Origin of the sequence: Pseudomonas sp. zfem004 (assembly GCF_032621715.1) — a bacterium.
Taxonomy (GTDB): Bacteria; Pseudomonadota; Gammaproteobacteria; order Pseudomonadales; family Pseudomonadaceae; genus Aquipseudomonas; species Aquipseudomonas sichuanensis.
The window spans coordinates 1-13,302 of sequence record NZ_JAVYJF010000016.1 but is presented as its reverse complement, the minus strand read 5'-3'; the positions used below and the strand labels follow the sequence as shown (position 1 = coordinate 13,302).

General features: G+C 65.1%; 14 protein-coding genes. 7 read left to right on the top strand and 7 right to left on the bottom strand.

Annotated features, from left to right (window positions below; translation table 11 throughout):
* Positions 1 to 157: 157 nt before the first annotated feature.
* Entirely contained in the window at positions 158 to 490 is a 333-nt protein-coding gene (locus tag RTH46_RS17585; RefSeq protein WP_110995763.1) for a hypothetical protein, read from the top strand.
* A 96-nt stretch (positions 491 to 586) separates the two neighbouring features.
* Complete coding sequence (locus RTH46_RS17580) at positions 587 to 1,009, top strand: group II truncated hemoglobin (RefSeq protein WP_316906232.1); 423 nt, start codon at positions 587 to 589, stop codon at positions 1,007 to 1,009.
* Here the strand turns inward: RTH46_RS17580 and RTH46_RS17575 are convergent.
* The 4 genes from RTH46_RS17575 to RTH46_RS17560 all read right to left on the bottom strand — a co-directional run bounded on the left by RTH46_RS17575 (position 1,000) and on the right by RTH46_RS17560 (position 3,172).
* Complete coding sequence (locus tag RTH46_RS17575; protein WP_125463871.1) at positions 1,000 to 1,305, bottom strand: hypothetical protein; 306 nt, start codon at positions 1,303 to 1,305, stop codon at positions 1,000 to 1,002. The genes RTH46_RS17580 and RTH46_RS17575 overlap by 10 nt on opposite strands.
* Before the next feature lie 140 nt (positions 1,306 to 1,445).
* The gene (locus RTH46_RS17570; RefSeq protein WP_125463870.1) at positions 1,446 to 1,634 is read right to left on the bottom strand and encodes a hypothetical protein; all 189 of its coding nucleotides are present in this window, start codon (positions 1,632 to 1,634) and stop codon (positions 1,446 to 1,448) included.
* Between the two features lie 140 nt (positions 1,635 to 1,774).
* Positions 1,775 to 2,095: a YbjQ family protein gene (locus tag RTH46_RS17565; RefSeq protein ID WP_110995759.1), complete on the bottom strand. Its 321-nt coding sequence runs from the start codon at positions 2,093 to 2,095 to the stop codon at positions 1,775 to 1,777.
* Positions 2,096 to 2,287: 192 nt separating this feature from the next.
* A complete protein-coding gene (locus RTH46_RS17560) occupies positions 2,288 to 3,172 on the bottom strand; it encodes an EamA family transporter (RefSeq protein ID WP_316906231.1) in 885 nt (294 codons plus the stop codon).
* Positions 3,173 to 3,434: 262 nt separating this feature from the next.
* On the opposite strand from RTH46_RS17560, the gene RTH46_RS17555 reads away from it, so the two are divergent.
* Positions 3,435 to 4,832, top strand: a complete 1,398-nt coding sequence (locus RTH46_RS17555; protein WP_316906230.1) for a cytosine permease — start codon at positions 3,435 to 3,437, stop codon at positions 4,830 to 4,832.
* Between the two features lie 186 nt (positions 4,833 to 5,018).
* A complete protein-coding gene (locus tag RTH46_RS17550) occupies positions 5,019 to 6,326 on the top strand; it encodes a phosphate ABC transporter substrate-binding/OmpA family protein (protein WP_316906229.1) in 1,308 nt (435 codons plus the stop codon).
* A gap of 3 nt (positions 6,327 to 6,329) precedes the next feature.
* Here RTH46_RS17550 and RTH46_RS17545 read toward each other — a convergent pair whose 3' ends face one another.
* Complete coding sequence (locus tag RTH46_RS17545; protein ID WP_316906228.1) at positions 6,330 to 7,664, bottom strand: ATP-binding protein; 1,335 nt, start codon at positions 7,662 to 7,664, stop codon at positions 6,330 to 6,332.
* Entirely contained in the window at positions 7,661 to 8,368 is a 708-nt protein-coding gene (locus RTH46_RS17540; protein ID WP_279847627.1) for a response regulator, read from the bottom strand. Before RTH46_RS17540 ends, RTH46_RS17545 begins: the two co-directional genes overlap by 4 nt.
* 158 nt (positions 8,369 to 8,526) lie before the next feature.
* On the opposite strand from RTH46_RS17540, the gene RTH46_RS17535 reads away from it, so the two are divergent.
* Together RTH46_RS17535 and RTH46_RS17530 are read left to right on the top strand one after the other, a co-directional pair.
* On the top strand, positions 8,527 to 8,835 hold the full coding sequence (locus tag RTH46_RS17535) for a hypothetical protein (RefSeq protein WP_316906227.1): 309 nt from the start codon (positions 8,527 to 8,529) through the stop codon (positions 8,833 to 8,835).
* On the top strand, positions 8,832 to 9,491 hold the full coding sequence (locus RTH46_RS17530) for a DUF3313 domain-containing protein (protein WP_153788000.1): 660 nt from the start codon (positions 8,832 to 8,834) through the stop codon (positions 9,489 to 9,491). The genes RTH46_RS17535 and RTH46_RS17530 overlap by 4 nt, the downstream gene beginning before the upstream one ends.
* Positions 9,492 to 9,546: 55 nt before the next feature.
* On the opposite strand, the gene RTH46_RS17525 is transcribed toward RTH46_RS17530, so the two are convergent.
* On the bottom strand, positions 9,547 to 11,781 hold the full coding sequence (locus tag RTH46_RS17525; protein WP_316906226.1) for a TonB-dependent siderophore receptor: 2,235 nt from the start codon (positions 11,779 to 11,781) through the stop codon (positions 9,547 to 9,549).
* 325 nt (positions 11,782 to 12,106) lie between these two features.
* On the opposite strand from RTH46_RS17525, the gene RTH46_RS17520 reads away from it, so the two are divergent.
* Complete coding sequence (locus tag RTH46_RS17520; RefSeq protein ID WP_153788001.1) at positions 12,107 to 13,096, top strand: TerC family protein; 990 nt, start codon at positions 12,107 to 12,109, stop codon at positions 13,094 to 13,096.
* The last annotated feature ends 206 nt before the right edge of the window (positions 13,097 to 13,302 follow it).

Here is a 13,302-nt window from a genome sequence, read left to right as displayed (position 1 = left end):
AGGCCGTCCGTGGAGAGGGAAACTGCCCAGAAGGCAGCGTGAGAAAGCCCCTGTTGCGATGCTGCTGTAGCAGCTTTGGTTAGTGCGCTACATGTTGTGGCGCCGAATGTGAACTTCACAACGAACTTCACCCAACGAATAGGGTAATGGGGGCTTTATGATGAACTTGAACAACAATCCAACCATCGACCAATTGGCCCAGCTGTTCGCCGCGCGCAAGGACAGCCTCGACGACCATCTGCTGTGGGTCAGCCAGTCCGGTGAAGTACGCCTGGACCGTCTGCCGCCGAACACGGTCGAAAACGAATTCGAATCGCACATGCCCAGCATGCGCGCCCGTTTCAAGGTCTACCGCCGTGGCCAGGGCTACGTCGGCAAGAAGGCCGCCGCCGACACCGGTTTCGTCGGCCGCGTGCTGCAGACCCTGCAACAAGAATGGCCCGGTGCCCGTGAGCACCAGGCAGTCAAGGTGATCGACACGTTGAACTGACACCCCCCGTCGTCCACCACAGCTTGAGCCCGGCCCCGCAAGGCCGGGCTTTTTCATGCCTGCTAGAATGCCCGCCTTACTGAAGCGGAGCGCCCGATGAACACCCCCACCTACGGCACCGACGATGCCTCCTACCAAGCCGCTGGCGGCATCGATGGCCTGCGCCGGCTGGTCGACGATTTCTATCGGTTGATGGATGAACGGCCGGAGGCCGCGCCCCTGCGGCGCATGCACCCGCACGACCTGTCTGCTTCGCGCGACAAGCTGGCGTGCTTTCTGAGTGGCTGGCTGGGTGGGCCGCGCCTGTACTGCGAACGGTATGGCTCGATCGCCATTCCGTCATTCCACGCGCAATGGCCAATCGACCAAAGCCACAGCGCGCAGTGGCTGGACTGCATGGCCCGGGCCATTGCCCTGCAACCCTGGCCCGTCGACTTTGCCGAATACCTGTTGCGCCAGCTACGGGTGCCCGCCGAACGCATCGTCCAGGCCAGCCGCAACCGCCACCCTCAGGCCTGAAGCCGGCGCGGCGCCTGCACGGGCAGCGGCAAGGCACCCGTGGCCAGGGCGCGGGCCCGGTCAACGCCCCACACCAGCGCGCGGGTCATGGTTTCGCCGGGGCGCGCCGGGTAGTACTCCTCCACCAGCGCCCTGCCACCCTGGGCATACACCCCAAGGAACATCTGCGTGGCACCCAGGCGCGACAGGCGCACCTGCACCTCGATGCAGGTGCCGTCGCTCAGCGCCTCGTCGTGGCTGCGGCTGTGCAACTGTGGATCGGCCCACTGCCAGTAGGTTTCTTCCCTGATGCGCATTGAATCGGTACTCCATGAGTGAATCGCGCAAGCAAACCACAGCGGCGGGCTTGCGACGAGCACGACCCTGCATTGCCATGCGCAGGATCAAGGAATGCAAAAAAAACCCCGCCGTTGGGCGGGGTGTTCGCTGTGCAGGTTTACTTTTTCGGCGGTAGCCGCGGGGTGAAGCGCCCCTTCTTGGCACGCTGCAGGTGCGCCGGTTGCAGCTGCTCCGACTCGTCCAGGGTCATGTTGGCGAACCCCAGCCGGAACGCCGACTGGCCGCACCACACCTGATTGTTGATCGGAAATGAATCGTTCAAGTCTTCGACGTAGGATTCGTTCATGCCCGTGACTCCCTCCAATGCTGACCGTGCCGGCAAACAGCGTGTTTGCCCAAGTGAAGCGGCGGCCTGATGAAGTGAGACTAGCCGGTCATTTGCAGACCAGTCGGACAAAACACCCTTGCCCGACCAATGGCACATTGCTATTTCAGGCGCACCGCCGTGCCGGTGGCGAACACCACGACCATGCCGCCCTGCACCGACGGCATGCTGATCTCGAAGTCCACACCCAGCACTGCATCGGCTTGCAACTGCCGTGCCCGCGCCTGTAGTTCCTCGGTGGCCTGCTCGCGGGCCAGCTTCAGTGCGCCTTCCAGGGTCTGCGAACGGCCGCCGAAGACGTCGCGAAAGCGTGCGAAGAAATCACGCACGAAGTTGATCCCTTGCACCGATTCGGCGCTGACCACGCCGAGGTACTCGGCAACCGGGCGGCCTTCGAGTTGGCTGGTGGTAGAGATGATCATGGGCTGCTCCGTTGACATGGCAAAAAGGCCGAGTCTAACAGAGGGACTACACAATGAATCCGCACGTCCCCTGTAGGAGCGGCCTTGTGCCGCGAAAGGGCCGGCAAAGCGGCCCCAGCGTTACCACATAGATTGCCGGGGCTGCTGCGCAGCCCTTTCGCGACACAAGGCCGCTCCTACAACGGGCGTGAACTACGCGCTGGCGGCCTTCAAGCGCTGCCCCAGCCGTGGCCCGAACACATTGATCAGCAGCCCCAGCATCACCAGCAGGCCACCCCAAACCTGCATCTGGCTCAAGCGCTCGCCCAGCAGCAGCGCCGAGGAACTCAGGCCGATCACCGGCACCAGCAGCGAGAACGGCGCCACCTTGCCCGCCGGGTGGCGCGACAGCAGCGTGCTCCACAGGCTGTAGCCGATCATGGTGGCGACGAACGCCAGGTAGGCCAGGGCCAGCACCGAGCTCCAGCTGATGTTGAGCAGCGCATGGGCGATCAGCTCCGGCCCTTCCAGCCACCAAGACAGCACCAGGAACGGCAGCGGCGGGATCAGCCCGCCCCAGATCACCAGCGCCACCAGGTCGACCTTGCCGAAGCGCCGGGTGATGATGTTGCCCATGCCCCACATGGCGCCGCCGCACAGGGTCAGCAACAAGGCTATCAGCGGCACGTGGCTGCTGTGCTCGCTGCCGATCACCGCCAGCCCACCGGCCGCCACCAGCAGCCCGAGCACACTGGCCAGGCGCAGCCGCTCACCAAGGAACAGCGCGGCGAAACCAAGGGTGAAGAACGCCTGCGACTGCAGCACCAGCGATGCCAGCCCCGGCGGCATGCCGCTGTACATGGCCTGGAACAGAAAGGCGAACTGCCCCAGGGATATGGTCGCGCCGTAGGCGATCAGCCAGCGCCACGGCAAATTCGGACGCCGCACCAGCAACACTGCCGGAAACGCCACCAGCAGAAAGCGCAAGGCACCCAGCAGCATCGGCGGCAGACCGTCGAGGCCGACCTTGATGACCACGAAATTGACGCCCCAGGCGATGATCACCACCAGGGCGATCAGCAGGTCCTTGAGTGGCATGGCACGCTTTCCTTCTGCAGGCTTGTTCTAGACATATTTCGTTACAGCATAAGGCGATTGCAGGTTCAGGAACCAGCACAGTTGTGTGCCGACCTTACGTAACAGTGCGCTGTATCGGCTCCAGGAAAGCAGGAAAAACTGGCCCCAAGCTTCACTTGACCGAACTTGTATAGACATGCTCATATCAAGCCTCGGCCATCCGCCCTGCGTCCCGCCGATAGCCGCCGCCCTTCACAAAAACAACGAAGCGGAGCCCTCCCCGATGTCCAGCAAACCTGTGATCGAGCGGCGCTCGATCGACTACATTCCCGAAGCCGAACGCCATGGACGCGTCTACAGCCAGTTCACCCTGTGGCTGGGTGCCAACCTGCAGATTACCGCGATCGTCACCGGCGCCTTGGCCGTGGTGCTCGGCGGCGATGTGTTCTGGTCGTTGATCGGCCTGTTCATCGGCCAGCTGATCGGCGGCGCGGTGATGGCCCTGCATGCCGCCCAGGGTCCGCGCCTGGGGCTGCCGCAGATGATCTCCAGCCGTGTGCAGTTCGGGGTCTACGGCGCAGCCATCCCCATGGTGCTGGTGTGCCTGATGTACATGGGCTTTACCGCCACCGGTACGGTGCTGTCCGGCCAGGCCATCGGCCAGTTGCTCAGCGTCAGCGACAGCACCGGCATCCTGCTGTTCGCCGGGGTGATCGTGCTGGCGACCCTGGCCGGCTACCGGGTGATTCACTGGATCGGCCGCGTGGCCAGCGTGCTGGGGATCATCGCCTTCGTCTACCTGTTCAGCCGTATCCTGATGCTGGCCGACATCAGCGAACTGCTGGCCAACCGCCATTTCAGCTGGGCGACTTTCCTGCTCGCGGTCTCCCTGGCGGCGTCCTGGCAGATCGCCTTCGGCCCCTATGTGGCCGACTATTCGCGCTACCTGCCCAGCAACACCTCGCCACTCAGGACCTTCCTCGCCGCAGGCCTGGGTTCGGTGCTCGGCGCCCAGGCCTCGATGGTCCTGGGGGTGTTCGCCGTCGCCATCGCCGGCGGGCAGTTCTCCGGGCGTGAAGTGGCCTACATCGTCGGCCTGGGCGGTGCCGGTACTACCGCGGCGCTGCTGTACTTCTGCATCGCGTTCGGCAAGGTGACCATCTCGACGCTCAACAGCTACGGCAGCTTCATGTGCATCGCCACGATCATCAGCGGTTTCCGTGGCCACCTTGAGATCAGCCGCGCCCAGCGCCTGGTGTTCGTGCTCGGTATCGTCGGGGCCGCCACGCTGGTCGCCCTGCTCGGCCAGCACTCGTTCCTTACGGCGTTCAAGTCGTTCATCCTGTTCCTGCTGACCTTCTTCGTGCCCTGGAGTGCGGTGAACCTGGTGGATTACTACTTCATCACCAAGGAACGCTACGACATCCCGGCACTGGCCGACCCCGACGGCCGCTATGGCCGCTGGAACTGGCCGGGGATCGGCGTGTACACCTTCGGCGTGCTGGTGCAGATGCCGTTCATCGATACCAAGCTGTACACCGGGCCCATGGTCGCGCACCTGGGCGGGGTGGATGTGTCCTGGTTGATCGGACTGGTGGTGCCGAGCGTGCTGTATTACTGCGTTGCCCGCCGGCGGGCCAGTGAGGCGCCGGCGCAGATCATCGTGCCTGAGGCGCGGTGATTTGGCGGGATATTGGATGAGGGCTTCCAGGTGCCCGCCGATGTTTCTGCGGCGCTCGATCTTGAGAGCGCTGCAAACCTGTCGCCATACACCTGAAGGCATCAAAAGCCACCTGCCGCCCCTGTCATCCAACAGTCACGCCACTGTCGTAATCTGCGGCGCAACTCTGTGCCAAAGGTCCCCGGCATGCACCGCCTGCTCCCCCTTCTGCTCTGCCTGCTCCCTACGCTTGCCATGGCCGAGCCCGTGCAACTGCGCCTCCAGGGCTCCAACACCATCGGCGCCGCATTGGCCCCGGCGCTGGTGCGCGGGCTGTTGCAGGCGCAAGGCGCCAGTGCGATCGACAGTCAGCCCGGCGCGGCGGTCAACGAGATCGTGATCCGCGCCCAGAGCCGCAACGGTCAGCCGCTGCGCATCGACATCGCCGCCCACGGTTCGAGCACCGGCTTTGCCGCCCTGGCCCGGGGCGACGCCGACCTGGCCGCCGCCTCGCGGCCGATCAACGACCTCGAAGCGCAGCAGCTGCAAACCTTGGGCGACCTGCGCGGCGGCGGCTCGGAACAGGTGATTGGCCTGGATGGCGTGGCGGTCATCGTCCACCCCGACAACCCGCTGGCGCAACTGACCACCGTGCAACTGGCGCAGATCTTCTCCGGCCAGCTGTCACGCTGGGAGCAGTTGGGGGTGCCCGGCGGCGCTATCCACCTGTATGCCCGCGACGACCGCTCGGGCACCTTCGAAACCTTCAAGGCACTGGTGCTCGACCCACGCCACGGCGAACTGTCGGCCCAGGCCCGGCGCTTCGAATCCGCCGACGCCCTGGCCGAACAGGTCAAGGCCGACCGCCAGGCCATCGGTTTCAGCGGCCTGGCCACGGTGCACGGGGCCAAGGTAATGGCGGTGGCCGACGGTGACGCCGCCGCCCTGCCACCCAGCCGCGCGCTGGTGGCCAGCGAGGACTACCCACTGTCGCGGCGCCTGTTCCTCTACCTGCCGGCCAACGCGATCCCCCAGGCCCGGGCCCTGGCCGAGTTTGCCCAGAGCCCCGCCGGCCAGGCCATCGTCGCCGAGCAGGGCTTCGTTTCGCAGCAGATCAAGGCGCTGCCGGTGCCGGCACAAGCGGACATGCCGGTGCGCTACCTGAACCTTGCCCGCGAAGCCAGCCGCCTGACGGTCAACTTCCGTTTCCAGGAGGGCAGCGCCGGCCTCGACAACAAGGCCCTGCGCGATGTGCAGCGGGTCGGCGACTACCTGCGCCAGGCCGGCAAGCTGCAGCGCAAGGCCGTGCTGGTGGGTTTCGGCGACCCCAAGGAAACCCCGGGGCGCGCCGCCCTGCTCTCGCGCCTGCGGGCCATGGCTGTACGCCGCGAACTGGCGCGCCAGGGCGTGGAGGTCAAGGAAGTGACCGGCATGGGCGACGAGCTGCCGGTCGCGGGCAACGACCTGGAACAGGGGCGCTTGCGCAACCGCCGGGTCGAGGTCTGGGTGTACTGAGCCTCAGCGGTAGTCCGGCAGTTCGATCCGCGCCATCAGCCCCGCGCCCCGGCGGTTGTGCAAGGTCAGCTCGCCACCCTGCTCGCGCACCATCGCCCGCGCCGCCGACAAGCCGAGCCCTACGCCGCCGGTATGCCGGTTGCGTGAGCCTTCCAGGCGGAAGAACGGCTCGAACACCTGCTGCAATGCCGCTTCGGGGATGCCCGGCCCCTCATCGCTGATCTCGATCAATACCCTATGGGCCTCACGGCTCAGGGCGATGCGCGGGGCGCGCGCGTACTTGATCGCGTTCTCCAGCAGGTTGACCACCACCCGCTTGAGCGCCAACGGCCGGCCCCAATGCACCAGGTGCGCGGGGCCGCTGAAGTCGACGTCGATATGCTGGTCGCAGTAGTCGTCGAGGATGGTCTGCAACAGCTCGGACAAGTCGAACACCGTCGCCTGCTCCAGTTGCGTGCCTTCGCGGAAGAACGCCAGGGCCGCGTTGATCATCGATTGCATCTCGTCGACATCGCGCACCAGCTTGCGCTGGTGTTCCAGGTCCTCCATGAACTCGCTGCGCAGGCGCAGGCGCGTCAGGGGGGCACGCAGGTCATGGGAAATGGCCGCGAGCATCTGGGTGCGCTCGCGCACGAAATGCTGGATCTGCGCCTGCATGGTATTGAACGCAACGATGGCCTGGCGGATCTCCTGCGGCCCCTCGACGGCGATGGGCGGGGCCTGCAGGTCGCCGCCGAAGCGCCGGGCCGCGCTGGCAAAGCGCTGCAGCGGGTTGGCCAGTTGCCGCGTGGCCAGCCAGGCCACCAGTAGCGTGGCGATCAGCCCCAGGCCGAGGATCACCGCAATCCGTGCCGGCGCGCTGAGTCCCCAGCTGCGCTCGGGCGGGACGAACTCCAGCCAGCTGCCGTCGGCCAGGCGCACCAGCGCGCCGTAATGCGCCTCGGCGCTGCCCGCTGGCCAATCCGAGGGGTTGAACGCCTCGATCGTCCTGCCCTGCCCCAGTAATGGCCGCAACGCCGGGATCCGCTCGGCCTCCACTGGCATGCCCGCGGCAGGCAGCCCAAGTGCGTCACGCTGGTCGCTCCAGGTCACCTGCAAGGCCGGGTTGCTCGCCGCCCGCGCCAGTTGCCCGCGCAAGGGTACCGGCGCCGCCTCCAGCAGGCGCGTGGTCACGGCGATCTGTTCGAGCAGGCCGGTGCGCTCGATCGGCGGGCGAGCCCAGATGCCGGCCACCTGGACGAACAGCGCATTGAGCGCCAGCGACGCCAGCATGGCGGCGAAGATGGTCAGGGCGATCCGCCAGCGCAGGGTGTCGCGTCGCAACAAGCGGCCGATCATGAGCGGGTGACCTTGGCAGTGAACAGGTAGCCGCCGTTGCGCACGGTGCGGATCAGGTCCGGCCGCTTGCTGTCCGGCTCGATCTTGCGCCGCAGCCGGCTGACCTGCACATCGATGCTGCGGTCGAAGGCGTCATGCCCCTGGCCACGGGTCAGGTCGATCAGTTGCTCGCGGGTGAGGATGCGCTGCGGGTGCTCGAGGAACACCACCAGCAGGTCGAATTCGGCGCCGGACAACGGGATCATCACCTGCTCGGGCGAACGCAGCTCGCGGCAGGTGACATCCAGCTGCCAGCCGGCAAAGCCGATCAGCGGCCGCACGGCCTCGGCACGGGGCAACTGGCCACTGGCCCGGCGCTGCACAGCGCGCAGGCGGGCAAGCAGCTCACGCGGGTCGAAGGGTTTGGTCAGGTAGTCGTCGGCGCCCAGTTCCAGGCCGACGATACGGTCGCTCAGCTCGGCCATGGCGGTGAGCATGACGATCGGGATGCCGGTCTGGGCCCGGACCTTCTGGCACAGGCTCAGGCCACCCTCGCCCGGCAGCATCAGGTCGAGGATGATGATGTCCGGGGCTTGCCGGGCAATGGCCGCCCACATGGCCTGGCCGTCGGCGGCCAACTCGACCTCGTAGGCATGCTGCATGAAGAACTGCTTCAGCAGGGCCAGGATTTCCACGTCGTCGTCGACGATCAGCAGTCTGCTCACGGTCACTTGGTCCAGAAAAAGGGCGTATCTAAAACCATTGCGCGGCTGCGGTCATTTATTTCAACCGCGTAACATTTCTACAGTGTGGACATCACGCCGACATTCGCCGGCAAACATCCTGGGGCACCCTGCAGGCCTTCGACCACCAGGGGGCACCGATGAACGTCTCGCACCGCAGCACCAGCACCGAGGGCCCTGCCCTGATCCTCAACCAGCGCACCAGCACCCGTGGCGACGGCGCAGCCCTGACCATCCAGCAGGCGAGCCTTGAACTGGGCGAGCACAACGGCCAGATCGTCCTGCGGCGCTACTTCGAACATTACAGCCCGGCGCACGGCGAATGGGTGGAGTACAGCCATACGGTGACGGCGAACGAACTCATCCACTGGATGATGGCCAAGGGGCAACTGCACATCGAGCATTCGCCACAGGACCCGGCGGCCGCCACAGCCGGGGGCCAGCCATGAAGCGTAATCCTGCCTGTGCCGTGCTGCTGACCTGCGTCTTAGGCCTGTCTGCATGTAGCAGCAAGACGCCGCCGCCTGCCGGTTTCCTGCCGGACTACAGCGTGCTGAGCCCGCACCCGACCCCTTCGGGCGGCACCGCCCTGACCTGGGTCGACCCGAAACTGCCGCGCGGCCGCTATATCCAGGTGTACCTCGCACCGAGCCGGCTATACCCTGCGCCCGCGCCAACCGCACGCATCCCGCAGAGCACGCTGGCCAGCATTACCGGCTACTACGACGCGGCGCTGCGCAACGAGCTGGGCAAGGTCATGACCGTGGTCGAGCGCCCTGGCCCGAACACCCTGGTGATCAGGCCGGTCATCAGCCGGGTCGATGCCCATACCCAAGGTTTGCACTTCTATGAATGGCTGCCGGTCACCCTGGTGGCGGCCGGTGTGAGCAGCGCCGCAGGCTGGCGCGACCTGGACAGTGAAATTGCCAGCGAGCTGCGTTTCGAGGCGGGCACCAGCGGCAGGCTGATCGGCGCGGCGGTCCTCAGCGGCACTGGCGTGCCGCTGGAAAACGACCGCCAGCAGATGACCGCCGACAACGTCAAGGCGGTGCTCGATGGCTGGGCCAGCGATGTGCGCCAGGCGTATGCCGTCAACCATCGCTGATTGACTGCGCACGCACCGGGCAACCCCGATACGTGCGCAACAGGCGAGGCCAGGCTCAGAAGGCGTAGCGGGTGGTCAGCATGAAGTTGCGCGGATCACCGTAGAAGCCACCGTTATAGAAGCCCAGGTTGTTGAAGTACTTCTTGTCGGTAAGGTTATTGCCGTTGAGGGTCACCGACAGCTGCTCGGTCACCTGGTAACGGGCCATGGCGTCGAGGATCAGGTAGTCCGACTGGGTGTAGCGAATGGTCTGGTCAGCCACCACCGGGCTGTCGAGGTCTTTCCACACCTTGCTCTGCCAGTTGGCCGAGCCACCCACGGTCAGCTTGTTCCAGACCCCGGGCAGGCGGTAGCTGGTGGACAGGCGCAGCAGGTTCTCCGGTTCGATGGTGGAGATCTTGTCGTGCTCGCCATCGCGGGTGATGCGGTGGGTGAAACCGCCTTGCACCTGCCAGTTCGGCGTCAGCTCACCCGCCAGCTCAAGCTCGAAGCCTCGGGTCTTGGCGCCCTGGATCGAGCGGTAGATGCCGCGGTTGGTGACCGGATCGGTACGGTCCAGCTCTGCCAGGTTGTCCTGCTGCACTTCGAACACGGCAAGGCTGGCGTTCAGGCGGCCATCGAAGAACTCGCCCTTCAGGCCCAGTTCGTAGGCATCGCCCTCCTCCGGCTCGATCATCTTGCCGCTGGCGTCCTGCTCGCTTTCGTGCGGCTTGAAGATGCTGGTGTAGCTGCCGTACACCGACCAGGTGTCGTCCAGGTCGTAGACCAGGCCGGCATAGGGCACCACCACACCGTTCTCTTCCAGGTCCTGGGTCTTGCTGCGCTCGCCGCTGGTGGTGTCCAGGCGGGTGCTGTCGAGCTGCCAGTTGGACAGGCGCCCGCCGAGGATGATCGAGAGCCGGTCGGTGGGTTTGAAGCGACCGGTCAGGTAGGCGGCATCTTCACGCAGACGGGTGTCGACCTTCGACAACGGGCGGCCCCAATCCTGTTCGGGGTAGTCGCCGCTCCATTGGTAGATGTTGGCGCTGCCGAACAGGAACGGCCAGTTCTCTTCATGGGCCCGGGTGTCGCGGTGGGAGATACCGGCCACCAGCTCGTGTTCACGGCCGAGCACCTGGAACGGCCCGCTGGCATACAGGTCATAGGCGTTCTGGTCGGTTTGGTAGCGGTAGCGCCCCAGCCACACGCCCATGCCGGCACCGGTGGCCGAATCCGGATAACCACTGGCCGCAGAGCCGAGGGTTATCGGCGAATCGGTCTCACTGCGGGTGGCCGAGGCCTTGAGGGTCCAGTCGTTGGCCAGGCGCTGTTCGAGGGTGACGAACAGGTTGTCGGCGGTGTTGTCCCAGGCGCTCCACTTGGCGCCCGGGTTGAACGAGCGCGACATGCCGAATTCATTGCCCTTGTTGTCCAGCAGGGGCGTCGATGGCCCCCAGGAGGAACCCTCCGGACGGTTGGTCTGGCGGCTCAGGCCAACGCTGAGCAGGGTGTCTTCACTCAGGTCGGCTTCGACGATGCCGTACATCACCTGCTTCTTCTCGGACAGGTTGTCCATGAACGACTGGCCGTCTTCATAGGCGGTGACGAAGCGCCCACGCACATTGCCTTCGGGGGTCAGCGCGCCACCGATGTCGAACTCACCGCGGTAGGTGTCCCAGCTGCCGGCACCCAGCGACACATAGCCCGACAGCTCGCGGGTAGGCCGCTTGCGTACCAGGTTGACGGTCGCCGAGGGGCTGCCGAAGCCACTGAGCAGGCCTGTGGAGCCACGCAGCACCTCCACCCGGTCGTAGATGACCATGTCGGTCTGGTCGATGCCGTTGCCGAAACGGAAGGCCGCCGGGATGCCATCGATCTGGAAGTTGTCGATGTCGAAGCCACGGGCCTTGAAGCTGGCGCGGTTGCTGTCGAGCTTGTTGACGGTGACACCTGGGGTCTTGCCCAGTACATCGCTGATGCTGGTGAGGTTCTGGTCGTCCATCTGCTGGCGGGTGATCACGCTCACCGACTGCGGCGTCTCGCGCGGCGACAGCGCCATGCGCGTGGCGGTGCGGGTGGCGCCGGTGGTGTAGGAACCGCTGCCTTCGGTGGTTTCACCCAGCGACGAGTCGGTGATGGCGGTGGCGCCCAGCTCCAGGGTGCCCGTGCCGCCGGCCTGCTCGGCCCAGGCCATGCCGACCGGCGTGGCGAGGGTGGCGGCGAGAATGGCCAGGGCCAGTGGATGGCGCTGGCGGACGGTGGTGGCGTTCCCTGCCCCTTGAACCGTGTTCAGAGAGTGCTGCTGTTGCACGCTTGTCGACCCCTAGTGTGTTGTGAAGCTCGCTACGTAAGGGGCTAATCACTGACATTTTTTATGGTTGTAGATGCGCTGCGCCAAGTGGCGCGCCCGTTCTGCGACGGCTGCGGCGCATCCTAGGGTTTTTACGAAATTTTTACAATTGCTAATGATTCGTAATAATTATCTGACTGGAAAAGAAATGTAACAGCCCTGCCATCGGCATCCCCGGCATTCAGGACTAGCCTCAAGAGCATGTGATGCCGGGCCCCTCTGACGGTTTGCGCCGCCATGTCGGAATCACTGTTGCCTGGCAACGTCGACAATCAAGGAGGGGCTCATGACAGCTCTGCATGCATTTCTCGTTAACCCATTCCTCGGCACCAGCACCTGGTTGTGGCTGGTGTTCATCGCGATCGTCATCGCCTTGCTCGTGCTCGACCTGGGTGTGCTGCACCGCCAGGAACGCGAGATCGAAATGCGCGAAAGCCTGCTGCTGTATTCCGGCTACTTCAGCGTCGGCGTGCTGTTCGGTGTGTGGGTCTGGCATGAATTGGGCGCGCAGTCGGCGCTGGAGTTCTACACCGGGTTCCTGGTTGAACAATCGTTGTCGATGGACAACGTGTTCGTCATGGCGATGATTTTCAGTTTCTTCGCCATCCCCCGCCGCTACCAGCACCGCGTGCTGTTCTGGGGCATCCTCGGGGTGGTGGTGTTGCGGGCGATCATGATCGGCGTGGGCGCGGCACTGGTGCAGCACTTTGCCTGGGTGTTGTACATCTTCGGCGCCTTCCTGCTGTTCACCGGGGTGAAGATGGCGCTGTCTAAAGACGACAGCCACCCGGACCTGGCCAACAACCCGGTGCTGCGCTTCGTGCGCCGGCACATGCGGGTCACCGAACAGATCCACGGCCCGCGCTTTTTCGTGCGGCTCACCCCGCCCGGCGAGCAACAGGCCATCCGCTACGCCACACCGCTGTTCCTCGCCCTGGTGCTGATCGAGCTGGCCGACCTGGTGTTTGCCGTCGACAGCGTGCCGGCGATTTTCGCCATCACCCAGGATCCGTTCATCGTCTACACCTCGAACATCTTCGCCATCCTCGGCCTGCGCTCGCTGTACTTCGCCCTGGCGGCGCTGATGCACCGCTTCGTCTACCTCAAGTACGCGCTGGCGATGGTGCTCATCTTCATCGGCTGCAAGATCTTCTGGCACGGGATGGTGGGCAAGGTGCCGGCTGGGGTGTCGCTGGGGGTGACGTTCGGGCTGTTGCTGGGCGGGGTGCTGTTGTCGCTGCTGCGGACCCGTGGGCAGGCGAAAGAAGATGTGTGAATGGGGCCGCCTTGCGGCCCTTCGCGGGTAAACCCGCTCCCACAGGGATAACACAGGCCAATGGACTGCCCCCAAGAAGTTGGACACCAATCCAACCCTTGGGGGATTTATGGGCAAGTACACCGAGCGCTTCAAGCTCATAGCCATCAGCGCCTACCTAGAAGGCAACAATGGCTTCAGGAAGGTAGCGCAGCATTTTGGTATCG